Annotated in this window: 18 protein-coding genes; 3 read left to right on the top strand and 15 right to left on the bottom strand. The window is 60.5% G+C overall.

Annotated features, from left to right (window positions below; translation table 11 throughout):
* Positions 1 to 46: 46 nt before the first annotated feature.
* The 6 genes from ACGHEN_RS04715 to ileS all read right to left on the bottom strand — a co-directional run bounded on the left by ACGHEN_RS04715 (position 47) and on the right by ileS (position 7864).
* Positions 47 to 1294: a deoxyguanosinetriphosphate triphosphohydrolase family protein gene (locus tag ACGHEN_RS04715; protein ID WP_118237458.1), complete on the bottom strand. Its 1248-nt coding sequence runs from the start codon at positions 1292 to 1294 to the stop codon at positions 47 to 49.
* 31 nt (positions 1295 to 1325) lie between these two features.
* A complete protein-coding gene (locus ACGHEN_RS04710) occupies positions 1326 to 1748 on the bottom strand; it encodes a prepilin peptidase (RefSeq protein ID WP_118237460.1) in 423 nt (140 codons plus the stop codon).
* Positions 1749 to 1829: 81 nt separating this feature from the next.
* A complete protein-coding gene (locus ACGHEN_RS04705) occupies positions 1830 to 3125 on the bottom strand; it encodes a glycosyltransferase family 2 protein (protein WP_390397637.1) in 1296 nt (431 codons plus the stop codon).
* A gap of 82 nt (positions 3126 to 3207) precedes the next feature.
* A complete protein-coding gene (locus tag ACGHEN_RS04700) occupies positions 3208 to 4221 on the bottom strand; it encodes an RluA family pseudouridine synthase (protein WP_390397634.1) in 1014 nt (337 codons plus the stop codon).
* On the bottom strand, positions 4221 to 4748 hold the full coding sequence (gene lspA / locus ACGHEN_RS04695) for a signal peptidase II (protein ID WP_390397631.1): 528 nt from the start codon (positions 4746 to 4748) through the stop codon (positions 4221 to 4223). The genes ACGHEN_RS04700 and lspA overlap by 1 nt, the downstream gene beginning before the upstream one ends.
* A 338-nt stretch (positions 4749 to 5086) precedes the next feature.
* Positions 5087 to 7864, bottom strand: a complete 2778-nt coding sequence (ileS, locus tag ACGHEN_RS04690) for an isoleucine--tRNA ligase (protein WP_390399368.1) — start codon at positions 7862 to 7864, stop codon at positions 5087 to 5089.
* Between the two features lie 510 nt (positions 7865 to 8374).
* Here ileS and ACGHEN_RS04685 point away from each other — a divergent pair.
* Positions 8375 to 9457, top strand: coding sequence for an iron-containing alcohol dehydrogenase family protein (locus ACGHEN_RS04685; RefSeq protein WP_390397629.1), 1083 nt, complete (start codon positions 8375 to 8377; stop codon positions 9455 to 9457).
* A 50-nt stretch (positions 9458 to 9507) separates the two neighbouring features.
* On the opposite strand, the gene ACGHEN_RS04680 is transcribed toward ACGHEN_RS04685, so the two are convergent.
* Together ACGHEN_RS04680 and ftsH are read right to left on the bottom strand one after the other, a co-directional pair.
* Positions 9508 to 9963 (bottom strand): DUF523 domain-containing protein, encoded by a 456-nt coding sequence (locus ACGHEN_RS04680; protein ID WP_390397626.1) that lies wholly within the window; start codon positions 9961 to 9963, stop codon positions 9508 to 9510.
* Positions 9964 to 10044: 81 nt separating this feature from the next.
* Positions 10045 to 11934, bottom strand: a complete 1890-nt coding sequence (gene ftsH, locus ACGHEN_RS04675; protein ID WP_172674603.1) for an ATP-dependent zinc metalloprotease FtsH — start codon at positions 11932 to 11934, stop codon at positions 10045 to 10047.
* A gap of 92 nt (positions 11935 to 12026) precedes the next feature.
* Between ftsH and ACGHEN_RS04670 the strand changes: the two genes are divergently transcribed.
* The gene (locus ACGHEN_RS04670) at positions 12027 to 12512 is read left to right on the top strand and encodes a cob(I)yrinic acid a,c-diamide adenosyltransferase (protein ID WP_390397623.1); all 486 of its coding nucleotides are present in this window, start codon (positions 12027 to 12029) and stop codon (positions 12510 to 12512) included.
* Between the two features lie 84 nt (positions 12513 to 12596).
* Here ACGHEN_RS04670 and ACGHEN_RS04665 read toward each other — a convergent pair whose 3' ends face one another.
* From ACGHEN_RS04665 to thyA, 4 genes are all read right to left on the bottom strand, one after another.
* A complete protein-coding gene (locus ACGHEN_RS04665; RefSeq protein ID WP_390397620.1) occupies positions 12597 to 13946 on the bottom strand; it encodes an MATE family efflux transporter in 1350 nt (449 codons plus the stop codon).
* Between the two features lie 124 nt (positions 13947 to 14070).
* The gene (locus ACGHEN_RS04660) at positions 14071 to 14985 is read right to left on the bottom strand and encodes a TrmH family RNA methyltransferase (protein WP_390397617.1); all 915 of its coding nucleotides are present in this window, start codon (positions 14983 to 14985) and stop codon (positions 14071 to 14073) included.
* Between the two features lie 109 nt (positions 14986 to 15094).
* On the bottom strand, positions 15095 to 15613 hold the full coding sequence (locus tag ACGHEN_RS04655; RefSeq protein WP_390397614.1) for a dihydrofolate reductase: 519 nt from the start codon (positions 15611 to 15613) through the stop codon (positions 15095 to 15097).
* Between the two features lie 9 nt (positions 15614 to 15622).
* Positions 15623 to 16471, bottom strand: coding sequence for a thymidylate synthase (gene thyA, locus ACGHEN_RS04650; RefSeq protein ID WP_390397611.1), 849 nt, complete (start codon positions 16469 to 16471; stop codon positions 15623 to 15625).
* A 166-nt stretch (positions 16472 to 16637) separates the two neighbouring features.
* Between thyA and ACGHEN_RS04645 the strand changes: the two genes are divergently transcribed.
* Positions 16638 to 17402, top strand: a complete 765-nt coding sequence (locus ACGHEN_RS04645) for a DUF134 domain-containing protein (protein ID WP_390397608.1) — start codon at positions 16638 to 16640, stop codon at positions 17400 to 17402.
* Positions 17403 to 17518: 116 nt separating this feature from the next.
* Here the strand turns inward: ACGHEN_RS04645 and ffh are convergent, their stop codons facing one another.
* Genes ffh through smc form a run of 3 tightly spaced genes read right to left on the bottom strand, consistent with a single transcriptional unit; the run spans position 17519 to position 23467 of the window.
* Positions 17519 to 19003 (bottom strand): signal recognition particle protein, encoded by a 1485-nt coding sequence (ffh, locus tag ACGHEN_RS04640; RefSeq protein ID WP_118328489.1) that lies wholly within the window; start codon positions 19001 to 19003, stop codon positions 17519 to 17521.
* Positions 19004 to 19013: 10 nt separating this feature from the next.
* Complete coding sequence (gene ftsY / locus ACGHEN_RS04635) at positions 19014 to 19931, bottom strand: signal recognition particle-docking protein FtsY (protein WP_390397606.1); 918 nt, start codon at positions 19929 to 19931, stop codon at positions 19014 to 19016.
* Positions 19931 to 23467, bottom strand: a complete 3537-nt coding sequence (smc, locus tag ACGHEN_RS04630; RefSeq protein WP_390397604.1) for a chromosome segregation protein SMC — start codon at positions 23465 to 23467, stop codon at positions 19931 to 19933. Before smc ends, ftsY begins: the two co-directional genes overlap by 1 nt.
* Positions 23468 to 23474 lie beyond the last annotated feature (7 nt).

Here is a 23474-nt window from a genome sequence, read left to right as displayed (position 1 = left end):
TCAATCAAAAACGTTTTCCACCAACAGTATACCGAATAAATACGAACTACCGTTCGTTAATATAGGTACGGTGCGGAAACTTCAATCCCGGGAACAGCTTGCTCGTAAGCTCGCAGAAATAGCCGTCCGTCATGCTCGCGATGTAATCCACCACCGCTTGATCCTTGTCGTCCTGCCAGGCATAGGTGCGATCGTAGTAGAAAAGCTGCCGCTCAATGCGAGAAATGTGGTGCTTAAAGATATACGAAGACTCGTCGCCTTCGTTTATATCCTGCAGGCAACGGTCGTAGAGCTTTTCGAAGGCCTCGCGCAGCTCCGCTTCGGAGTCGCCTTCAATGCCGCCCTTGCTATAGATCTTCTCGTAGTTCTCGCGCTTGGCTCGGCGGATCTCCTCAAACAGGTCCTCGCTCATCTCGATGCGTGGCTTACCATAGCTGTGCTCGACGATATCGATGGAGGCATGCGTAAGGATCCAGCTGTTGTATGCCCCGCCCAGGTCATCGTCAAAGGCGTCGGGTGACAGCAGACCCGCCGAAATGGCGTCTTGGCGATCGCGCCCCACGTAGGCAAGGATATCCGAGATGCGAACCACGCAGCCCTCGAGCGTCATGGGGCGCAGGTGCTCAATTGCGCTGTAACCTGTGGCAATGCAATCCTCAACCGTAAGGTCGAACTGGTCAAAGGAGCTCATGTCCGAAAGCTCAAACACACGCTGTTCGTACTCACCGTTGTGGCATAGCACGCCGTCGAGCGTCTGGAGCGACACGTTGCGGCCGTACAGCGCGTCGAGCACGCGGACCGACTGCACGTTATGGAAAAAATAACGACCCGTGCGCTCGTGATAGATATCGTTGAGGAATCGCTCACCGGCATGGCCAAAGGGCGTGTGGCCCAAGTCGTGGCCTAAGCCAATCGCCTCGATCAGATCGCAGTTGAGCCCCAGGGCACGTCCGATATCGCGCGCGATGCGCGAAACAAGCTGCACGTGCAGGCCGCGACGCGACAGGTCGTCGTTGCTGCGAAAACTAAAGACCTGCGTTTTGCCTGCATAACGGGTGTATGCGGGCAGATGCAAAATCTTTTCGGTATCGCGCATAAATGCCGGACGCATGAGCGTGCCCACATCTGCGGCTCGATCGAAGCGTCGAATGACCTGGTCGTCACCACATTGATAGGGATTAACGACACCTGAGCCGCGGTCGGCGGCGATACGCCCGACCAACTCGGGCGACAACGCCGCGGGAATGCGATCCATACGCGCCTTAATGGCGGCTGTCTGTTGATTGGTTGCCATGGCATGCTCCTTAAAAAGGGCGCGCAAACGGTTACAGTGTACTACCCACAACCTCGATTATGGCAAATATCGGCACCAAAAACGGCAGCAATGGCAGGGAGCGCGATTTTGCGATGAGACAGGCGGCGGCAAGGGCCAGGAGCGCAGCCGCAAACGCGACGATACCACCCAAGGGATCGAAGGTACAAAGGGCAAAGAGTGCCTTGGCGTCCCCCATACCAATGCCGGGAGCGTGGCGAACACGACGCCAGAGCGACTCAGTAAGCATAAGGGCAAGGTAGGCGATGGCAGCAAGACCGGCATGGTCAAGCGCCGTGTTAACGCCCTTGTCGAGCCAAACGCCTGCAAACGCCGCCACCGCACACGCGCCGGCAAGCTGATTGGGAAACCGTCGCTCACGGGCATCAATCGCCGCGCCGGCAAAGATGCAAATCCAAAACGGAATATAGACCATCTAACACCTCCTTGGGCAGCAGCTCAAACGCAAAAACCACCACAAAGGTGCCTGTCCCCTTTGTGGTGGTTTTGATCGTGGTTATTTGGCGCCTTGCATGACCTCGTCAAGGGTAACGCTCACGGCGTGCTGCGTCGGCACCCAGTCGACCTTCAAGAACAGTGCTGCCACCGTAATGGGGATATAGCTGAACATAAAGATCGGGAAGGTAAACAGGTTGGTCACCAGACGCCACTTTTGCGCGCAGTGAATGTGCTTGTGCTCAAAGATGGTCGTGAGCAGCGCCAGGATAAAGAACGTCTGATACATCATGGCGAAGGTCATAATGAGAGAAGCGGCACACGCCTGCATCTCAACCTCGGTGGCCAGGAAGCCGTGCGAAAGACCGCCCACAATCAGGAACGTGGCATTGGCGAGCATCGAGATCAGAGATAGCAACATACCCGGGGCGATCGTCATAAACATGTCGTAGGCGGCAAAGCGATGGTAGCGAAAGGTCGATTTGACCAGGTGCTTACCATACGTAAAGAACACCTGGTAGAAGCCCTTGGTCCAGCGCATACGCTGCTTCCAGGAAGCCTTAAACGTCACGGGCTGTTCGTCAAAGAACTCCGCCGGTGCATAGCCAATGCGAATGCCGTGAATGGCGCAGAACGTGGTGAACTGAATATCCTCGGTCAGCGTATGGAACTGCCAACCGTGCATGCCCTCGATCACGCTCGCCGAGATAAGGTAACCCGAACCCGAGACAGCGCAGGACGTCTTGCAGATATTACGCGCGTTGTTGAGAAAGCGCGCCTCTCGCAGATACCACGTAGCATTAGCCGCCGAGATCCACGAGCTGCCGAAGTTCTTGGAGTTGCGATAGCTCGTGACCACATGGAAGCCCTGATCAAAGGCATCGTTCATCTTGGAGACGTAATCGCGGGCGATGACGTTATCGGCATCGAAGATAAAGTAGCCTTCAAACGTATCGGGATACTCGTTAAGGATGCGGTCGAAGCCAAAGTCCATGACCCAGCTCTTGCCCTTGCGGGCAAGGTCATTGCGCTCATAAACGACAGCGCCCGCCTCGCGCGCGAGCTGCGCCGTGTTGTCGGTGCAGGCGTCGGCGACCACAAAGACCTCGATAAGCTCGGACGGATAATCCTGATCCTTGATGGAGCGAACGAGGTTGGCGATTACGGCCTCCTCATTATGCGCCGCGATAAAGAAGGCATAACGATGGAGTTTTTTGGCCTTGGGAGGCGCGACCTCGCCACGAAGAGCGCCAATGACAAAGAAGACCACCTGGTACAGGAAGCAGACCGTGAGCAGCGTGACGACAATCTGGTTGAAGATCACGATGGGTGTGTTGGTTTGTAAAAAGGCGAGCATGCAGGCTCCCAGCAACGCATTACGTAAACAACCGTATATCTTACCGCAGGCTTACCGAGTTCAAGAAACCACCTAATACTGGCTAGGCTTCGAGCAGGCCGAGCTGCGGGACGATTTCGTCACCGGCGGCAGTGCGGCCGAGCGAACGCGAGGCCAGGTCATCCAGAACCGCGGCAAGGTCCCACGGCAGCTCGTCACGACACTCAATGCGCTCCCCCGTCACGGGATGGTCGAACGCCACGTGCCAAGAATGCAGGAACTGCCTGGTCAGGCCCTGATCGGCGCGTGCATCGCACTTACCGTAGAGTGGATCGCCCACGCAGGCGTGGTTGATATGGCGCATATGCACACGAATCTGATGCGTGCGGCCGGTAAACAGATGGCACTCGACGAGCGTGTAGCCGTCGTCAAAGCGCGCGGAATCAAAGCGCTCGAGCACCTTGAAAGTCGTGATGGCCTGGCGCGCAAAGGGGTCATCGGAAACCGCCATCTTGACGCGGTCGCGCGTCGATCGGGCAATACCGGTGTTGATAGTGCCCTCGTCCATGGCGATGTGACCGTGAACGAGCGTGATATAGCGACGGTCGAGCGTGCGCGTGCGGATAAGATTTTGAAGCGCGCGCTGGGTGTCGTCGTCCTTTGCCGCGAGCATAAGGCCCGAGGTATCGCGATCCAGGCGATGCACGATGCCGGGGCGGTCCTCACCCTGCACGGTACCAAGATGATCGATGCCGCAGTGGTAGACCAAGGCGTTCGCCAGCGTACCGCTCTCGTGGCCATGGGCGGGATGGCACACCAGGCCGCGCTGCTTGGAGAGCACAATGAGGTAGTCGTCCTCGTAGCGGATATCGAGAGGAATGGCCTCGGGAATCACATCGGTGGGATCATGCTGCTCGGGCAGGTCGACCGAGATGCGGTCACCGGAGCGCACAGCATATTTTTTTGACAGGCAGGTCTCGCCGTTGACGGCAACGGCACCGCCCTCAATCAAGTGCGCGCAGGCAGAGCGCGTGGGACAGCCATCGTTGGCGCCCAAAAAGGCATCGAGACGCTGGCCAACGGAATCGTCGGCAACGAGAATATGGATGTCGGCCATTAGCGCTCGTTCCTTTCGCGAATCTTGCGGGCACGCTCCCCACGCTGATTGGCTTTGCGTTTGGCGCGGGCCTCGTCACGGGCGTTGAGTTCGGCAGTCGCATCGACCTCACGAGCGGCGGGGCTCAAGAACATGTAACCGATGAACGCCAGCACGACGCCGACCGTAATGCCAATATCGGCCACGTTAAAGACGGGAAAGTCGATAAACGTGGTGGCTATAAAATCGGTCACGAAGCCAAAGACAAGGCGATCGATCGCGTTGCCAATAGCACCGCCCGCAACCATAGCCATGCCCACAACCTCAAGACGAGCGAGCCGAGGCGCACGGAGCAAGTACAAGGCAATGGCGACAATGACCGCAAGCGCCAGCACGGCAAACGCTATGCCATGCCCCTCGCCCATGCTGAAGGCGGCTCCGATATTGCGGACAAACAGAAAATCGATCACGCCGGGGATAACGGTCACATGCAGGGCATCGCCAACGGCACGAACCGCAAGCTTGGTCAGCTGGTCAACAAGCAGCACAACGAGCGCTACCCCACCAGCAACACCCAACCGCCAACGCAAAGGCGGCGTCATATCCGCACCACGACCCAAAGAAATCCCCTACCCTCAAGAATAATCGAATTCCGTTTAACGCAGTAGATAATCATACATTGACGCAAGCAAGAAGCGACAAATCTCCCAAGAACGGAAACACCGCAGGTAGAGCATAAATGAGCGAGCAGGTCGCATTTGAGACAAGATGACGTGAAATGAAAGGGCGCTGACCTTTCGGTCGCGCCCTTGAAATTGAACGTCAGATTGTCCAAATGCGGCCCGCGCAGCGTCGGTAGGTTACGGCGTTCTACGAACGCCGTAACCTACAAAGCGTCAGCGCAGCGCTTGCAGATATGCGCGTGGCCGTTGTACTCGCCGACAGTGGTGCGATAGTTCCAGCAACGGTCGCAGCACTCGCCCTCGGCAGCCTCAATAGCAACGGAAAGCTCCTCGCCCTGGGTCAGCTCAACATCGGAGACGATGTAGAACTCGGCCAGGTCGACGGCTTTGTCGCCGGTCAACAGCGCATACATCTCGGCGGGAACGACCGCCTTGACGCGAACCTGCTGGCTCTTGGTGAAGGTGCCGGCAGAACGGGCATCCTCAAGGGCCTTGGTCACGGCGCTACGGAGCTCGAGCGAAGCCTCGAGCACGCCCTCAAACTCATTGGCCTCGTCGACCGTGATAGGCGACTTGTACCAATCGAGCAGCGCGGCGTACTTCTGGTGATCGACGCAGCCGGCGGGCGCATAGGCCATGGCCTCGTCGACGGTGTAGGACAAGATCGGCTGCAGATCGCGCATGAGCATCGAGAAGAGCTCGGCGAGCACGGTCTGAGCGCTGCGGCGCTCGAGCGAGCCGGGCTTCTCGCAGTACAGACGATCCTTCAGGGCGTCGAGGTACACGTTGGAGAGCTCGGTAACCACAAAGTCGTAAAGCGCACGGTAGGCGCGCGGGAACTCGTAGCAGGAGTAAGCGTCGTCGACCTCGGCCTGGACCTGGGTCAGGCGGGCAACCATGAGCTTGTCGAGCGGCAGCAGGTCGGCAAAGGCGACACCGTCGGTCTCGGGCTCAAACTGACCCTCGAGCTCGGAGAGCAGGAAGCGCAGCGTGTTGCGGAAACGGCGGTAGGCATCGGACGTACGAGCGAGAATCTCGTGGTCGATGGAAACGTCGGAGCTGGTGTCGACCGAGGCGACCCACAGGCGGATGATGTCGGCGCCCATCTCGTCGCAGACCTTGTTGGGGTCGATGACGTTGCCGAGCGACTTGGACATCTTGCGGCCCTGACCGTCGAGCGTGAAGCCCTGCGAGACGACTGCCTTGTACGGAGCATGGCCGTTGGCGCCCACAGAGGTGAGCAGCGAGCTCTGGAACCAACCGCGGTGCTGGTCGGAGCCTTCGAGATACACGTCAGCCGGGTACTCAAGCTCGGGGCGATACTCGCAGACGGCCTTCCAGGAGACGCCGGAATCCCACCACACGTCGAGGATGTCCTTATCGGCCTTGAGGTGATGGCCGCCGCACTTGGGGCAGACGCAGGCCTCACCCAGGTAGCTCTCGGGAGCGTCGGTGAACCAGGCGTCGGAGCCCTTCTCGTGGAAGAGCTTGATGACGGCGTCGAGCGTGGCATCATTCATGACCTTCTCGCCGCAGTCGGCGCAGGTGTAGCTGGGGATAGGCACGCCCCAGTTGCGCTGACGGCTGATGCACCAGTCGGGACGCTGCTCGACCATGGCACCGATGCGGTTGGCCGCGTGGGCCGGATACCACTTGACGTTCTCGCGGACCTCTTTGCCAGCCTGCTCGCGCAAACCGGTCTTGTCCATCGAGACAAACCACTGGTCGGTAGCACGGAAGAGCACCGGGTGCTTGCAGCGCCAGCAGTGCGGATAGCTGTGCGTGATCTTCTTCTCGAGAACCAGGGTGCCGCGCTCGCGCAGGAACTCGATGATATGCGGGTTGGCCTCATCGGTATCCATACCGCTGAAGGGACCACCGGTGCCAAACTCCTCGCCGGTGTAGAACTTGCCGTCGTCATCGACCGGCATGCAGATGTCGGTGATGCCCTCCTTGAGGCAGGCGAAGTAGTCGTCGACGCCGTGGCCAGGCGAGTTGTGGACGATACCGGTACCGTCGTCGACACCGACGTAATCGGCCAGCAGCGCCACGCCCTCAACACCGTCAAAGATCGGCTGCTTGTAGTGGATGTGGTGGAAGGTCTCAGCGGGAACCACATAGGGCTTGCCGGCGACCATAACCGGGGTGTACTCCCAGCCAAACTCCTCGCAGCACTTGGGAGCCAGGTCCTCGAGCATGACCTCGGCACGGCCATCGTGCTCAACGGCGACATAGGCGGCGCCGGGCTTAAGGGAAACGGCCTGGTCAGAGGGGATGGTCCACGGCGTGGTCGTCCAGATGATAAAGTCGACCGGACCGTCGAAGTTCTCTAGGCCGGCGGGCTTGGAGGTCATCTCAAAGCGCACGAAGATGGAGGGGCTCGTCTCGTCGGAGTACTCAATCTCGGCCTCGGCCAGCGCGGTGTGGCAGTGCTTGCACCAGTGAACCGGCTTGTGGCCGCGATAGATCATGCCCTTATCGAACATGGCCTTGAAGACCTCGATGTCGGCGGCATCGTGCTGGTGATAGAGCGTCAGATAGGGGTTATCCCAGTCGCCGAGCACGCCCAGACGACGGAAACCGGCCTTCTGCAGCTCGATGTTCTCAACAGCGAACTCGTTGCAGAGCTCACGAATCTTGGCCGTGGGGGTCTGGTTGAACTTCTCGGTGCCGAGCTTCTCCTCGACCTTGTGCTCGATCGGCTGACCATGGCAGTCCCAACCGGGGACATAGGGAACCTCATAGCCCTGCATCATCCAGTAGCGGTTGATCATGTCCTTGGAGATCTTGTTCATGGCATGGCCGATGTGGATCGGACCGTTGGCGTACGGAGGACCGTCGTGCAGCACAAACTTCTTGTGACCCTCGTTCTTCTTCAGAACCTGCTCGTAGACCTTGTTGTCCTGCCAGTCCTTGAGTCGCTTGGGCTCGGACTTGGAAAGACCGGCACGCATGGGAAAACCGGTCTTGGGCAGATTCATCGTCTGCTTGTACTCGTTTGCCACGGTACCCCTTTCATGTCGTGGGCGCGCACGCCCGTTGGGCACCAAAAAAGCGCCCGTCCCTACAAGCTGGGACGAAGCGCCACAAATCGAGCTGTACGCTCGCAAAAGCTCTTCGCTTAACCACCCAGCTTAGATGCCCTCGCCCGCATATTCGCGCGCTCGCATCCGTTACTCGGCTGGCCTGTATCGACGACCATCTCGGCGATATCTACTAAGACGTGCCTGTGCGGCGCGCCCGTTGGGACCGCAGCTCCGGGGTGATTTTCATCGGTCGCATGCACGGGTTCTCAGCGCTTCCCGCTCTCTGTAGCATGCGGACGGCCGACTACTCGCCCCCATCAACGCTTATGCGGTGTATGGTAGCACGGTCAACGCCGCCGAAAAACCCTCAACACTGGTTTTATACGTTCGAAATTTCTCGCTATTACAGCCCTTCTCTAGGAGCAAAATACCTGAAAGCACTCTATCTCACGAAAGAAGGTACCTATGCGCACAATTGGAATGAGCGACTATACCGTCGGCGAAGACTGCTTTGACGAGCTGCCCGGCGCACTGGCGGAGTACGGCGCGACAAAGGTCGCGATCATCGGTGGCAAGCGGGCACTGGCCGCAGCACTTCCCGGTATCGAAGCTGCGCTGGCAGGTACCGACGTCGAGATTCTGGAGACGCGCGTCTACGGTACCAACAGTACGCGTGCCAATATCGCCAAGGTCGTGAACTCCCCTGCCTGCCAGAAAGCCGACGTGCTCATTGCCTGTGGCGGCGGAAAGGCGCTCGATACCGTGAAGACGGCGGCCATCGAGCTCAAGAAGATCGTCTTCACCGTCCCGACGATTTGCTCCAACTGCTCCGCCGCGACCGCCATTGCCGTTGTCTACAACGACGACGGCTCGCTCGAGGGCTATTCGTACCCCAACCGCCCCGCTCACATCTTCATCAACCCCAAGATCATCGCCGAGGCACCGGCAGAATACTTCTGGGCCGGCGTGGGCGATGCCCTGTCTAAGCAGCCCGAGGTCGAGTACGCCACGAGCGCCGGCAACCTGGAGCACACCGCCGGTCTTGGCCTGGCACTCGCCCACACCTGCTCCGAACCGCTATTTACCTATGGCGTCCAGGGTCTTGAGGACGTGCGCCAGAACCTGTCGAGCGAGGCCGTCAAGCAGATCGCGCTCGATATCGTGGTCAACACGGGCTATGTCTCGAACCTGACCAACCAGAACGATTACTACTACAACTCAAGTGTGGCGCACGCGTTCTACAACGCCACCTGCAGCATTCCGCGTGAGGGCACCTACCTGCACGGCGAGGTCGTAAGCCTGGGCGTGCTCGTGCTGTTTGCCTATACGGGAAAGACCGAGAACCTTGAGCGCTACGCTGCCTTTAACAAGCAGATGGGGCTGCCCGTGACGCTTGAGCAGGTCGGGCTTTCCGAGTCCGATATCCCAGCCCTGTGCGAGTACGCGCATGCCACCAACGAGTGGAAGCAGGGCAACCCTGAGCCCTTCACCGACGAGAAGTTCGCCGCCGCCATCAAGGCCGCCGACGCTTACGGCCACACGCTCTAGGCCTAACCCAAAACCACCACAAAGGGGACAGTCACCTTTGTGGTGGTTTTTTATTGCTCAAGTATTTTGGGGTCGAACTCGCTAGCCGGAATCACACGGTACCCGTGACGCAGCAACAGATCGACGAAAACGCCGTTGCCCGCGGTGAGCGTACCGCTAAAGGTGCCGTCGTAGATGCGACCCGCGCCGCACGAGGGGCTGCGGTCCTGCAAGATGCACGCAGCAATCTCGGAAGGGCCGCCCGCCTGCTCGCACATGTCGAGCGCACGTTGAGCGCCCAGGCGGAATTCCCGGTCAACGGACACGCCCTCGCAGGTACGGACCTCGCCGTTCACGATCTCGGACGGCTTGCGCGGCGTCGGAAGACCGCCAAAAACCTCGGGGCACACCAACAGGACCTCGGTTCCCGTGCGCTCGCAAGCCTCGACCAGCTCGCGAAGGTAGTTGTCGAGCCCGTTATACTTGCAGCCCTCGCCCATCAAACAGGCACTCACCACGATCTTCATACATATCCCTCCCAAGCAAAACGCCCCATTTGAGATAGGCACTCAAATGGGGCGTCGATATTTACTGACCCGAATGCAACGCTACTGCTGCTTAGGCATCAGCGGATTCTCGCGCGTGAGGAGATTCATAAACTCCTCGCCCGTGATCGTCTCCTTCTTGTACAGATAACGAGCCAGCTCATGGAGCTTAAACTTGTTCTCCTTCAGGATCTGCAGGGCGCGATCATGCGCGTCCTCGATCAGCTTGGCGACAATCGCGTCCACGCGCTCGGCCGTGCCGGGGGCGCAGGTGAGCGACGTATCCTGGTTGAGGTACGCGTTCTGCACGGTACCGAGCGCCATCATGCCAAACTCGTCGGACATACCAAAACGCGTCACCATGTTGCGGGCGAGCTTGGTGGCCTGCTCGATATCGTTGGCAGCACCAGTCGTCATCTCGCCAAAGATGAGCTCCTCGGCGGCACGTCCACCACAGTAGACGGCGAGCTTGTCCAGCACCTCCTGGCGCGTGGTCAGGAAGCGCTCGTCCTCCTCGACCTGCATGGTGTAGCCAAGAGCGCCACTCGTGCGTGGCACAATGGTGATCTTGGTGACCGGCGCAGAGCCCTTCTGGCGAGCGGCAACGATAGCATGGCCGATCTCGTGGTAGGACACCACCTGCTTCTCATGGTCGGACAGCACCGTTGATTTGCGCTGCTGGCCGGCGATGACGACCTCCACCGACTCCTCAAAATCGTCCTGCGTGGCGCGCTTGCGGCCCTCGCGAACGGCACGCAGGGCGCCCTCGTTGATGATGTTGGCCAGATCGGCACCCGAGGCACCGGGCGTGGCGCGGGCAATCGCGGTCAGGTCAATCGGCGGCTGTGTCTTCACGCTCTTGGCATGCAGCTCGAGGATGTTCTTGCGGCCAGTCAGGTCGGGCAGCTCAACGGGAATGCGGCGGTCAAAACGACCGGGGCGCAGCAGGGCGGGATCGAGGCTGTCGGGACGGTTGGTCGCAGCGAGGACGACGATGCCCTTGTGGTTATCGAAGCCGTCCATCTCGGTCAGCAGCTGGTTGAGCGTCTGCTCGCGCTCGTCGTTGCCACTAAAGCCGCCGCCATCGCGCTTCTTGCCGATGGTATCGATCTCATCGATAAAGACGATACACGGGGCCTTTTCCTTGGCCTGCTTAAACAGGTCACGAACCTTGGCGGCACCGCGGCCGACGAACATCTCGACGAACTCAGAACCCGAAATGCTAAAGAACGGCACGCCCGCCTCGCCGGCAACAGCCTTGGCGAGCAGGGTCTTACCGGTACCCGGAGGACCGACAAGGAGAGCACCGCGCGGAAGCTTGGCGCCGATCTCCTCGTAGCGCTGCGGATTCTCCAGAAAGTCGACGACCTCCTTGAGGGACTCCTTGGCCTCTTCCTGGCCGGCGACGTCCTTAAAGGTCACGCCAACATCCTTGGAGGCAATCACGCGAGCGCCGGACTTGCCCAGTCCGCCGCCGCCAAAGCCGCCGCCAAAGTTCATAGACGGGCCGTCATCGCCCATAGCCTTCTTCATACGGCGGTTGAGCCACCAACCGATCAGGAAGAAGATGGCCATGGGAAGAATAAGCGTAAGCAGGTAGTAGGTCATCAGACCCGAGTTTTTATCGGGAACGACCGACTCCAGGGACGCACCGGATTCAAGCACACGATCGGTAAAGCCCGCGTCATTCGGCACACCGGTCGTCTTGTAGGCGATGTTCTCGTCCTCACCCTTCTTGGTGTAATAAATGGTGTAATCGTCGGTATTGTACTCGACCTTGTCGACACTCTTCTTATCGAGCGCTTTGACAAACGTCGAGTAATCGGTCTTCGTAATCTGCTGCGTGTGACCGATGTTGGGGAACAGAACGGTCGAGAGCACGAGGTAGACGACGAAGGCGATGAGCACGTAGAGGATCATATTCCGTCTGCGTTTGTTGTCATCCATCTCCATCTGCTTGAACTCCATCTACTGGGGTTGATAATGCTATCTAGAATACCCAACCCGGACGGCGATAAACCGACGCCGGGCACGAAAGGACAGAGATGGCATCACTGGAAGTCGGCAAGGTTCAGATCTATACGGGCGACGGCAAGGGCAAAACCACGGCTGCGCTGGGATTGGCGATGCGCGCCACAGGTTATGGGCTCGACGTACTCATGCTGCAGTTTGCCAAGAAGCTGCACTGCGCCGAGCATGATGCGGCGCCACGCCTGGGGCTGCGAATTGTACAGGCCGATCGCAACACGCCCGAGGCTTGCGCCGAGCAGATCATGGAACTTGCACGCGAACAGATCTCGCAGGTCGACGTGCTCATTTTGGACGAACTCGGCGAGGCCATGCGACGGGGCTTTGTGACGCGCGAGGATGTCGAATCGTTGATCGCGATAAAGCCCGCCACCACGGAGCTCGTGCTCACCGGCCGAGGCCTGCTGCCACTGGCCGACCTTGCAGACCTAGTAACCGAAATGCGCCCCGTCAAACACTACTTCGACGAAGGCCTCCTAGCCCGCCAAGGCATCGAATACTAATTGATCCGAAGGGGACGGAGGAAAACAGATCATCAACATCACGACGGAGAGAAATGATCCGTTTCCCTCGTCCCCTACGGATCATTAGGCGGTGGCGCGGCCGAGCCAGTTGCCGCTGTGGTGGTAGATGGTAAACATCGTGGCCGTGATGAGCCAGGTTACGGGGTAAACCAGCAGCAGGTGCTCAAGCGACGGATCGAACGGCATAATCGCAAACACCCAGATCACCCTGAGCACGACAGTGCCAAAAATCGTGAGCAGCATGGGCTGCAAGCTAACGCCGGCACCGCGAATGGAGCCCGACGCGTTTTCGATAATCGAGAAGATCGCGTAGAACGGCGCGATAAAATGAAGGATCGTCGTGGTGTACGCCGAAATCGAAGCATCGTCGACAAACAGACGCGACAGAGGACCCGAGAACACCAGCAGCACGGCAGACAGGCCACCAATGAGCATAAACGACAGCACGAGCGACGTATGGTAGCCCTTTCGCATGCGCTCGTAGTTGCGCGCGCCAAAGTTCTGTGCCGAGAACGTGGTGATCGACACGCCAAGCGCCTCGGTAACCATCCAGACAATGCCATCCAGGCGGCCCGAAAGACCCCAAGCCGTGGTGACATCGGCGCCAAACGAGTTGACCGACACCTGAATCAAAACGTTGGAAATCGAATACGCAGCAGACTGAAAGCCAAGCGGCAGACCACACGAGATCATGCTCTTACAAATGCCCGGATCAATGCCGAGCTTGGACAGCGAAAGCCGCCACGCACCCGGTGCGTGCATCATACGAATCACGATCATCGTGGCGTTGGAGCAAATGGTCAGCGCCACCGCGATGCCGCAGCCCAGAGCCTCCATATGAAGCACGGCAACGAAGATGACATCCAGCACCGCATTAACAAGGCAGCCGGAAGCGATGATCACAGCAGGCCCGCGCGTGTCGCCCACGGCGCGCAGCAGTGCCGTTCCCATATTGAGCAGCAGCGCCGCAACCATGGCGGCAAAATAGCAACGAGCATAGGCCGCGCCCTCGGCCAATAGTTCATGCGGCGTGTTCATAAGCACCAGCATGGGCTCAACGAACACTATGCCAAGAATCGAGAAAACGATACCGCCCACCAGCGCGAGCGTCATGGCCGTATGGACCGAACGGCTCAGCCGGTCATCATCGTGCTGGCCAAAATACTGACCAGTAATGACTGCGCAGCCGGCGCCGACGCCAACGCAAAAGCCAATGCAGAGCTCGGTGAGCACCATCGTGGCTTGAATGCCACCCAGTGCGAGCTTGCCGCCAAACTGACCGACGATATAGGTACCGATAAGCGTGTATGCCTGCTGAAAAAACGAACTAAAGAAGATGGGAACGCACAGCGACAGCAGCTGCTGCCAAATGACGCCCTGCGTTACATCGATAGACGTAGATTTCTTAGCCACACGCCCTCCCCACAAGTGCACGTCAACCGACAAAACAGCAAATTAAGACAAAGCCAATACCAGCTTAGCACCGACCGGCGTCGACCGAAACACCCCGAATCAGAGCCCGGTGCGAACTATCTACCTAGCGATACAGCCCCGGCTGGTAGTGATACTCGTTGCTCACGTGCGGGCACAGCTGCCAAAAGGCGACGGCACTCGCCGCAGCCACGTTAAGCGAATCAACCCCGTGCGCCATCGGAATGCGCACGGCCCGGTCACAGCCCGCGATAGTCTTGGCGCCCAGGCCGGCGCCCTCGGTGCCCATAAAGATCGCCAGGCGATCAATCTCCTGCAGCACGGGATCGTCCAGCGAAACGGAATCATCCGTCAACGCCATGGCGACACAGGAAAACCTGGCATTGTGCAGCGCAGCCAGGCCATCGTGCGGCCATACGCGCGCCTCGCTGCCAATACGCGTCCACGGCACCTGAAACACCGTGCCCATGCTCACACGGGCAGAACGACGATATAGCGGATCACAACACGTAGGGCTCACCAGAATACCGTCGACATTCAACGCCGCCGCCGAGCGGAAAATCGCGCCCACATTGGTATGGTCGACAATGCCCTCAAGCACGCACACGCGCACCGGACGCTCCCCCGCAGCTTTTACGACGCCGCCCAAAAACTCATCAACCGGAATCTGTCGCGGGCGACGAAACGCCGCGAGCGCACCGCGCGTCACGTTAAAGCCCGTCAACTGCTCCATGAGCTCCATGGAGGCCACGAACACAGGAACCGGACCTGCGCCCTCGCGCACAACCAGGCGCTCAAACAGCGGCATCATCTGGTCGAGCCAGCGTTCGCCCAAAAGAAAGCTCACAGGCTCGTATCCGGCACGCGCCGCGCGCTCAATAACCTTGGCACTCTCGGCGATAAAGATGCCCTTTTGCGGCTCCAGCACGCAGCGCAGCTCGCGCTCGGTCAGTCGCACGTAGGCATCGAGCCGCTCGTCCTCGAGCGAATCAATTCGCAGAACCTCAACGGCATCAGTCATAGCAGCCTGCCCGCACCCTTCTTTACAGCACATCTATACCAAACGAGGCGACGCTAAGCGCCGCCCCATACATTCAATCAACCCGATAATACCGTTCACGCCAGGCGATTTACGCCTCAACGCGACGATACGTCACGAACTCATAATCGACACCCTCGTCGCCCTCGCCCGAGGCAATCGTGGCAACACCGCCACGCCACGCAATCTCCCACGCGGGATCGGCGTCCAAATCGGGAAAGTACGTGTCCACGGCATGAGTGCAATGGTTGTGCGTGACCTCGGCCTCGGCGCAATACGGCAAAAACTGCCGATACACCTCGCCGCCACCGATCACCCAGGCAACGGGCTCATCGGCAACCGCGGCGAGCGCCTCGTCGATACTATGCACCACGTCGACGCCCTCGGGGGCAAAGCTCTCGTCGCGGGTAAGCACGATATTGCGGCGGTTCTTGAGCGGACGCCCGCCGGGAAAACTCAGCAGGGTCTTGCGCCCCATAATGACCGGGCAACCTTTGGTGCACGCCACAAAATGGCGCATGTCAGCACGATTGGACACCACCATGTCGCCCTCGCACCCAATGCCCCAATCGTCACACACAGCAACGATGGCAGAAAGCTTACACGTCATGAGCGCCACCTACACCGCAATGGGAATGTTCTTGACCTGCGGGCCGTGCTCGTAGCCCTCCACAATCAGGTCGTCGGTCGTAAACGCATAGAAATCGTGCACGTCGGGGTTAAGCGTTACCTTAGGCGCCGCAAACTGCGGACGCTCGATAAGCTCGCGGACGATATCGACATGACGGTCGTAGATATGGGCGTCGGCGATCACATGCAGCAGCTCGCCGGGAATCATATCGACCGACTGCGCGACCATCATCAGCAAAATGGCGTACTGGCACACGTTCCAGTTGTTCGCGGCCAAAATGTCCTGGCTGCGCTGGTTGAGAATCATGTTGAGTGTAGGCTTATCGTCCTGCGGGCGCTGCGTGACGTTATAGGTCACGCTGTACGCGCACGGGTACAGGTGCATCTCGGACAGGTCGCTAAACACATAGGTGTTCGTCATAATGCGACGGCTGTACGGCGTGTGCTTAAGGTCGTACAGCACACGGTCCATCTGGTCGAAATCGCCCTCGGGATAATGGCTCTTCTGGCCAATCTGGTACCCGTAGGCCTTGCCGATGGAACCAGTCTCGTCGGCCCACTCATCCCAAATATGGCTGTTGAGGTCGTGGACGTTATTTGACTTCTTTTGATAGATCCACAGAATCTCGTCCATGGCAGACTTAAGCGCCGTGCGACGCAGTGTGAGCGCGGGAAACTCCTCACGCAGGTCGTAGCGAGCCGTAACGCCAAAGTTTTTAATGGTATAGGCAGGGGTGCCGTCCTCCCACACCGGTCGGACCTTTTGGCCCTCGGTGGTAGTGCCATGGTCCAAGATATCGCGGCACATGGTTACAAACTGTTGATCAGCCTTGCTCATTGACCCTCCTGTCAGTCGCCTATAAGCGAAATTCATTGTAGCCCAGGCGCACGCGACCCCACAGCCCAAACATAAGCCCTCATTTTCGGACATATGCCAAAAATGCCTTGCACGGTTCCGCTCGCGCGCTATCTTATTGTTGACATATGTCAGATTTGGAGGGTGTATGGCAGGAAGACGCGAGAAACTACGCCGCGTAGGGATCATCCCCGAATATCGCGGTTTTACCCCCGACGGCCTTGCCAGCGGAGATGCCATCGACATGACGGTCGACGAGCTCGAGGTCCTGCGCCTATGCGACCTGGAAGGCCTCAATCAGGAGGAAGTCGCCCAGTGCATGGGCATTGCCCGCGCCACGGTGGCGGCAATCTGCAGCCGCGCACATCGCAAGGTGGCAAACGCGCTGGTCAATGGACGGTCGATCGTCATCGAAGGCGGCAATATCGCATACTCCCCCATCACCACGACGACGGCCGCATGGCCAGCAAAGGAGGTCGGCACCATGAGGGTGGCAACGACGTACGACAACGGCAACATCTTTATGCACTTTGGCCGCAGCGAACAGTTCAAGATCTACGACATCCAGGATGGCAAGGTGCTCAACGAGCAGGTCGTGGGCACCGGCGGCACCGGCCACGGCGCCCTGGCGGGCCTGCTCGCCAACGGTGGCGTCGACACGCTCATCTGCGGCGGCATCGGCGGCGGTGCCATCAACGCGCTCACCCAAGCCGGCATCACGGTCTATGCGGGCGCCCAGGGCAGCTGCGACGCCTGCGTCGAGGCCCTCATTGCCGGCAGGCTCGCACAGACCGGCGAGGCCACCTGCGACTGCCATGGCCACGACCACGAGCACGCCCATGAGCACGGCGATTCCTGCGGCTGCCACGGCCATCACGACCACGACAGGCACGAGAGCTGCAGCTGCCACTAGCGGCACGTGCCCTGGCGCAAGCACGCTTCCACGTGTGTGACAACCAGCGAACAAACGGCGAAGGCCGCCTGGAGTACCATCCAGGCGGCCTTCGCCATACACGACTCAACCAGTCGCTATTTCTTATTGCGCATCTGAGCTTCCATCTGGCGCAGCAGGTCCATATCGGACTTAGGACCGCCCGTTCCCAGGCCGCCCAGGCCGCCCATGCCGCCCAGACCCATGGCATCCAGACCGGGAATATTGGGCATGCGCATCTTTTTGCCCTTCTTACCCTTCTTGCCCTTCTTGCCACCAGCCTGTGCCTGATTGGCCATCGAGCGCATGCGGCCCATCATCTTGTTCATCTCGCCCCACTGCTTCATAAGGCTATTGACCTCGGTGGGAGTCACGCCGGCGCCCTTGGCGATACGGGCGCGGCGCTGGCCGTTGATGATGGAGGGGCGCAGGCGCTCCTCCTTGGTCATCGACATGATGATGGCCTCGTTCTTGTCGAAGATGCCCTCGTCCAGGTTGCCGCCCATCTGGTTGAGCGCGCGCTGGCCGCCGGGGAGCATACCCAGGATGCCCTTCATACCGCCCATCTTCTTGACGGCCTTCATCTGGTCGAGCATGTCGTTCATGGTAAAGCCCTCGCGCAGCATACGCTCGGCAGCCTCGAGCTGCTCAGCGTCGGCCGCCTCCTGGGCTTTCTCGATGATGCCGACAACATCGCCCATACCCAGAATGCGCTTGGCCATGCGATCGGGATAGAACGGCTCCAGCGAATCGGGTTTCTCGCCCATACTCACGAACTTGATGGGCTTGCCGGTCACCTGGCGCACGGAAAGCGCACCGCCGCCACGGGCATCGCCGTCGAGCTTAGAGATGATCACGCCGTCAAAGTCAGTGCGCTCGGCGAAGGTCGAGACGACGTTGACGATATCCTGGCCGGTCATGGCATCGACGACCATCAGCACCTGATCGGGCTTGACGGCCTTCTTAATATCCACGGCCTCCTGCATCATCTGCTCGTCGATCTGCAGGCGGCCGGCGGTATCGACAATGACCACGTCACGCAGGTGGTCGACTGCCTCCTGGATGGCACCCTTGGCGATATCGACCGGGTGCTCGCCGTCGCCGCGGAAGACCGGAACGCCGATCTCTCCACCGAGCGTGGCCAGCTGATCGGCAGCGGCGGGGCGGTAGACGTCGCACGCGGCGAGCAACGGCGAGCGACCCTGCTTCTTGAGCAGATAGGCCAGCTTAACGGCCGCCGTAGTCTTACCGGAACCTTGCAGGCCCACGAGCATGATGACATTGGGAATGCGGTTGCTAAAGACGAGCTTGCTCTCGGTGGAGCCGAGCATCTCGGTGAGCTCGTCGAGCACGATCTTGACGACGTTTTGTGCCGGCGACAGCGACTCCATGACCTCGGCGGTCATGCAACGCTCCTTGGTCTTGGCGACGAACTCCTTGACGACCTTGAAGTTGACGTCGGCCTCGAGCAGCGCCATGCGAATGTCGCGCATGGCCGAGGTAATGTCGGCCTCGGTCAGCTTACCCTTGCCACGCAGGCGGTCAAATGTGTCGTTGAGGCGATCGCTCAGGGAATCAAACACTGGTTACTCCTTAGTTGGACTCGCCCACCAGGGCGCGGCAGAAATCTTTGGCATTGAACTCCTGCAGGTCATCGACCTGCTCGCCCACGCCGATGCGCAGGATCGGAAGCTTGAGCTTCTCGGCCACGGCCATGGCGATACCGCCCTTTGCCGTGCCGTCGAGCTTTGTCATGATAATACCGTCCAGACCCAGCGCCTCGTTAAACTCGAGCGCCTGGTTCAGGCCGTTTTGGCCCGTCGCGGCATCGATCACGAGGACAACCGAGACCGGCATGGGACCGGCGGCCATATTGGCGGCGCGCTTGCGCGTCACGTTGACCACCTTGGCAAGCTCGCGCATGAGCTCGGGGCTCGTGTGCAGACGGCCGGCAGTGTCGATAAGCACCAGGTCGCTGCCGCGCTTGTCGGCCTCATCGAGCACGTCATAGCACACGCTCGCCGGATCGGAGCCGCGGTCGCGCTTGATGACGGGAACGCCGGCGCGCTGGCCCCACACATCGAGCTGCTCGATGGCGGCGGCGCGGAAGGTATCGGCCGAACCGATCACGACGTTCTTGCCGCGGGCAGCCATAGCGCTCGCGATCTTGCCGACCGTCGTGGTCTTGCCGGCACCGTTAATACCCACAAACAGCACGCAACTCGGCGTGTCGGAGAACGGATCGCGCTCGGCGGGCACAAAATGCTGCTCGAGCTGCTCGGCCAGGGCGCGACGGAGTTGCGGAGCGGTCTTGAGGTTCTTCTTGGCCGCGGTATCGCGCAGGTCATCGGACACCTTAATCGCGACCTCGGCGCCCATGTCACCCATGACGAGGGTGTCCTCTAGATCCTCCCAAAAATCCTCATCGACCTCGCCGCCAAAGTAAAAGACCTCGTTGAGGGCCTCGCGGCTGCGCTCAAGTCCGCGCGAGAGAGCATCGAAGAATCCCATTATGCATTCACGACCTTTCCGGTTTCGCGATCGAGTTTTTGCGAGACGACGCGGCTGACGCCGTCGGCTTGCATCGAGACGCCGTAGAGGACGTCAGCGTCCTCCATAGTACGGCGCTGATGCGAGATAACCAAGAGCTGCGTATCGGAACGCAAAACATCGAGCGCGCCGATGAGCTTGGACAGGTTGGCGTCATCGAGCGCCGCCTCGACCTCGTCCAGCACATAGAACGGCACCGTACGCGTGCGATACACGGCAAAGAGCAAGGCGAGCGCCGTCAGGCTCTTCTCGCCGCCCGACATGAGCATCATCTTGGTGATGCGCTTGCCGCGCGGCTGCGCCACGACCTCGATGCCCGTCTCGGCAGGATGCTCGGGGTCGGTCATCTCCAGATGCGCCTGGCCACCCGGGAACAGCATGGCGAAGATCTCGCGGAAGTTCGCATCGACCTTCTCAAAGGTCACCAGGAAGGCCTTACGCATCTTACGGTCGATGGCCGCCGTGATCTTGGTGAGCGCCTTGCGTGCGCTCTCAAGATCGGCCAGCTGCTCCTCGATGTAATCGGCGCGGCGCTTGAGCTGCTCGTACTCCTCCATGGCAACCTGGTTCACAGGGCCCAGGTTGTTGATCTGGCGCACGAGCTGGTTGAGCTCGCGCTCGGCGGCATCGCGGTCGGTGGGCGCAGGAAGCATGAGCACTTCCTCGAGCACCGTGGTGCCATCGGCGGTAATGGCCTTGATGGCCGCCTCTACCTGCACCTCGAGCTTGCCGCGGGAGACCTTGAACTCATTTTGCGTCGCCGTGGCGGCATCGACCCGCTCCTTGGCGCGGGAGACCTCGGCCTTGGCGTCCTCGATGGTCTTCTTGAGCGAGGCCGAGTCCGCCTCCTCGAGCGAAGCCTGGTCACGCAGGCGCGCGGCCCAATCCGACGCGCGCTCCAGCAGGGCCGAATAGCGCTCGTGCATGGGATCGACGCGCAAGCGCAGCAGCTCGAGTGAGCGCGAGGCTTGGCGTGTTCCGCGGATACGGCGGTCGATGCCCTCCAGGCGATGCTCCAGGTCGGGCACACGGCCCTTCAGCGAACGCAGACGCTCGCTCGTCTGGGCCAGGCGCACCTTGGCATCGGCGAGCTTGCCGGCTGCCTCGGAATCGTCACGGCGCACGCGATCGAGCTCGTCGTTGGCTTCGGCAATCTGGAGACCCAAGTCGCTTGCCTGCGCACGGGCCTCGTCACGCGAACGGGTGAGCTCGTCAACGCGCGGGCGCGCAGCGCGAACGGCCTCGGCGGCCTGCTCGCGGCGCTTGGAGATGCGCACGCGCTCGACCTCGGCATTGTTGGCGCTTTGCTCCAGGCGGCCGATCTCGGAGAGCAGCGAGCGGCGCTCGCCCTCAAGACGGGCGATCTCGCCGGCGGCATCGCCCTCGGCGGCACGCGCCTCCTCGGCGGCCGCATTGGCCTCGACGACCTGATCCGACACATGCTCAAACACGGCAGCCAGATCAGGCTCCAGGCCCTCCAGCTCACGAATACGACGCTTGCGCTCCAGGGCACCCGAGGCCTCGCCGGCATCGAGCCCCACGCGCACCAGGCCGCCACAGCTCACGCGGGCGCCATCGGGAGTCACATAGGTCACGCCGTCAACGACTGGTGCCGTCAGCGCGGCAGCCAAGTCATCGACCACGTAATAGCCGCCGAGCAGGGCCTCGACAACCGGGCCATACCCGGCGCGCACGGACAGGCGATCGACCAGACGAGAACCGGCAGCACCCTTAGCAGCAGCAGAGCTGCTCGCACTGCTCGCCACCAGCAGTGCCTCGCCCGAGGCCTTCTTTTGGTCCAGAGCCGCACGACCGGCACGCTCAAGCGTGGCGGCGTCATCAAACAGCAGGGCATCGATATCGCCGGCAAGCAGCTGCTCAACCAGGCCCTCGAGCTCACGAGGAGCCTCGAGTACATCGCCCAGACGACCCGAGACATCATCGCCCAGCGCGCCCATCAGACGGCTCACCAGCGGCGAGCTATCAGCCATGCGGGCATCGAGCTTTTTTTGGCTGGCAAGCTCCGAGCGCACCTCGGACAGCTTGTTGCGCGCCTCACTCTCGCGATTACGCAAGTCCTTCAACGCCGCACGGGCGACCTCGGTGGCCTCGCGAGCATCAATCTGGGCCTGGCGGGCCTGATCGAGCGCACCGTCAAGTTCCTCAGCGCGGTCGCGACGGCTCTCGAGCGAGGCCGTGACCTCCTCGAGCTGCTCATCGATCTGCTCCAGGCGCGAGGCGTACATGTTGTCCTCGACCTCAGCATTGCTCAGCGAGTCCTTCACCTTGGCGAGCTCGAGCGCGGCGTTATCGGCCACACGCTGCACATCGCGCTGCTCGCGCGTGAGCTGCGAAATCTGATTGTCGAGCGCCACGCGACGCTCGTGGAGCTGGGCGGCGGCAGGACCGGCGGCGTCAACGTCGTCCTGGGCCTGCATGTGCGCACCGGTCACTTCCTCAAGCTGGGCACGCGCATCCTCGAGCTCCTCGACCACGCGACGACGCTGATGCTCGGAGCTCGAGATCTGGCCGCGCATGTCGGACAGGCGCGACACCATGTTGTGGCCCTTTTCCTCGAGTAGGCGCATGTCGGAGTTGATGCGGCCGACCACGTCTTGCATATGACGGCGCTGCTCGCCCAGATCACCCACAAACAGGCCCTTTTCCTCGAGCATGACTTGGAGCTTCTCGAGCTCGCGCTCTTTTTCGCCCAAGCGGTATTGCGCAAGCTCAAGCTCGGCAGTGCCCTCCTTGGAGCGGCTCTCCAGGTCGTTCCACTGCGACTGCAGCGAACGAAGCTCGTCGACGGCCAGCATCTGCGTAAGCTCGTTCGCACGCGAGGACAGCTCTTTGTACTTGCGCGCGCGATCGACCTGACGCTCCAGCGGCCGCAGCTGGCGGGCGATCTCCTTATTGATGTCGCGGGCACGGGTCAGGTGCTCGTCCATCGATTTAATCTTTTTGAGCGCACGCTCCTTTCGGCGCTTGTGCTTGGAGATGCCGGCAGCCTCCTCGATCAGGGCGCGGCGCTCCTCGGGGCGGCTCTGCAAAATGGCGTCGAGCTTGCCCTGGCTGATGATGGAATGCGTATCCTTGCCCAGGCCCGAATCGTGCAGGATGTCCTGAATGTCCATCAGGCGGCACGGGCTCGAGTTGATGAGGTACTCGCTTTCGCCCGAGCGATACATACGACGGGTGATGGCGACCTCGTCAAAGTCGACGGGCAGCATATGGTCCGAGTTATCGAGCACCAGCGTGACCTCGGCGACACCCACCGGCTTGCGCGCCGACGAGCCCGAGAAGATGACATCCTCCATGGCCTGGCCGCGCAGCTGCTTGGCACTCTGCTCGCCCAGGACCCACAGAATCGAGTCGGAGATGTTCGATTTTCCCGAGCCGTTGGGACCGACGATGACGGTCAGGCCCGGCTCAAACGTCATATGGGCGCGGTCGGCAAACGACTTGAACCCTTTGAGCGTGAGGGACTTGAGATACACGGTTCCT

The sequence above is a fragment of the Collinsella sp. i06-0019-1H4 genome, assembly GCF_042849575.1.
Lineage (GTDB): Bacteria > Actinomycetota > Coriobacteriia > Coriobacteriales > Coriobacteriaceae > Collinsella.
Note: the sequence above shows the minus strand (reverse complement) of the source record. Positions and strands in the feature narration are given on the sequence as shown.

Bases quoted from the DNA above. Each gene is read 5' to 3' on its own strand.
- ACGHEN_RS04715 (WP_118237458.1), bottom strand. From the start codon at position 1,294: ATGGCAACCAATCAACAGACAGCCGCCATTAAGGCGCGTATGGATCGC.
- ACGHEN_RS04710 (WP_118237460.1), bottom strand. From the start codon at position 1,748: ATGGTCTATATTCCGTTTTGGATTTGCATCTTTGCCGGCGCGGCGATT.
- ACGHEN_RS04705 (WP_390397637.1), bottom strand. From the start codon at position 3,125: ATGCTCGCCTTTTTACAAACCAACACACCCATCGTGATCTTCAACCAG.
- ACGHEN_RS04700 (WP_390397634.1), bottom strand. From the start codon at position 4,221: ATGGCCGACATCCATATTCTCGTTGCCGACGATTCCGTTGGCCAGCGT.
- ileS (WP_390399368.1), bottom strand. From the start codon at position 7,864: ATGAATCTGCCCAAGACCGGTTTTCCCATGCGTGCCGGTCTTTCCAAG.
- ACGHEN_RS04685 (WP_390397629.1), top strand. From the start codon at position 8,375: ATGCGCACAATTGGAATGAGCGACTATACCGTCGGCGAAGACTGCTTT.
- ACGHEN_RS04680 (WP_390397626.1), bottom strand. From the start codon at position 9,963: ATGAAGATCGTGGTGAGTGCCTGTTTGATGGGCGAGGGCTGCAAGTAT.
- ftsH (WP_172674603.1), bottom strand. From the start codon at position 11,934: ATGGAGATGGATGACAACAAACGCAGACGGAATATGATCCTCTACGTG.
- ACGHEN_RS04670 (WP_390397623.1), top strand. From the start codon at position 12,027: ATGGCATCACTGGAAGTCGGCAAGGTTCAGATCTATACGGGCGACGGC.
- ACGHEN_RS04660 (WP_390397617.1), bottom strand. From the start codon at position 14,985: ATGACTGATGCCGTTGAGGTTCTGCGAATTGATTCGCTCGAGGACGAG.
- ACGHEN_RS04655 (WP_390397614.1), bottom strand. From the start codon at position 15,613: ATGACGTGTAAGCTTTCTGCCATCGTTGCTGTGTGTGACGATTGGGGC.
- thyA (WP_390397611.1), bottom strand. From the start codon at position 16,471: ATGAGCAAGGCTGATCAACAGTTTGTAACCATGTGCCGCGATATCTTG.
- ACGHEN_RS04645 (WP_390397608.1), top strand. From the start codon at position 16,638: ATGGCAGGAAGACGCGAGAAACTACGCCGCGTAGGGATCATCCCCGAA.
- ftsY (WP_390397606.1), bottom strand. From the start codon at position 19,931: ATGGGATTCTTCGATGCTCTCTCGCGCGGACTTGAGCGCAGCCGCGAG.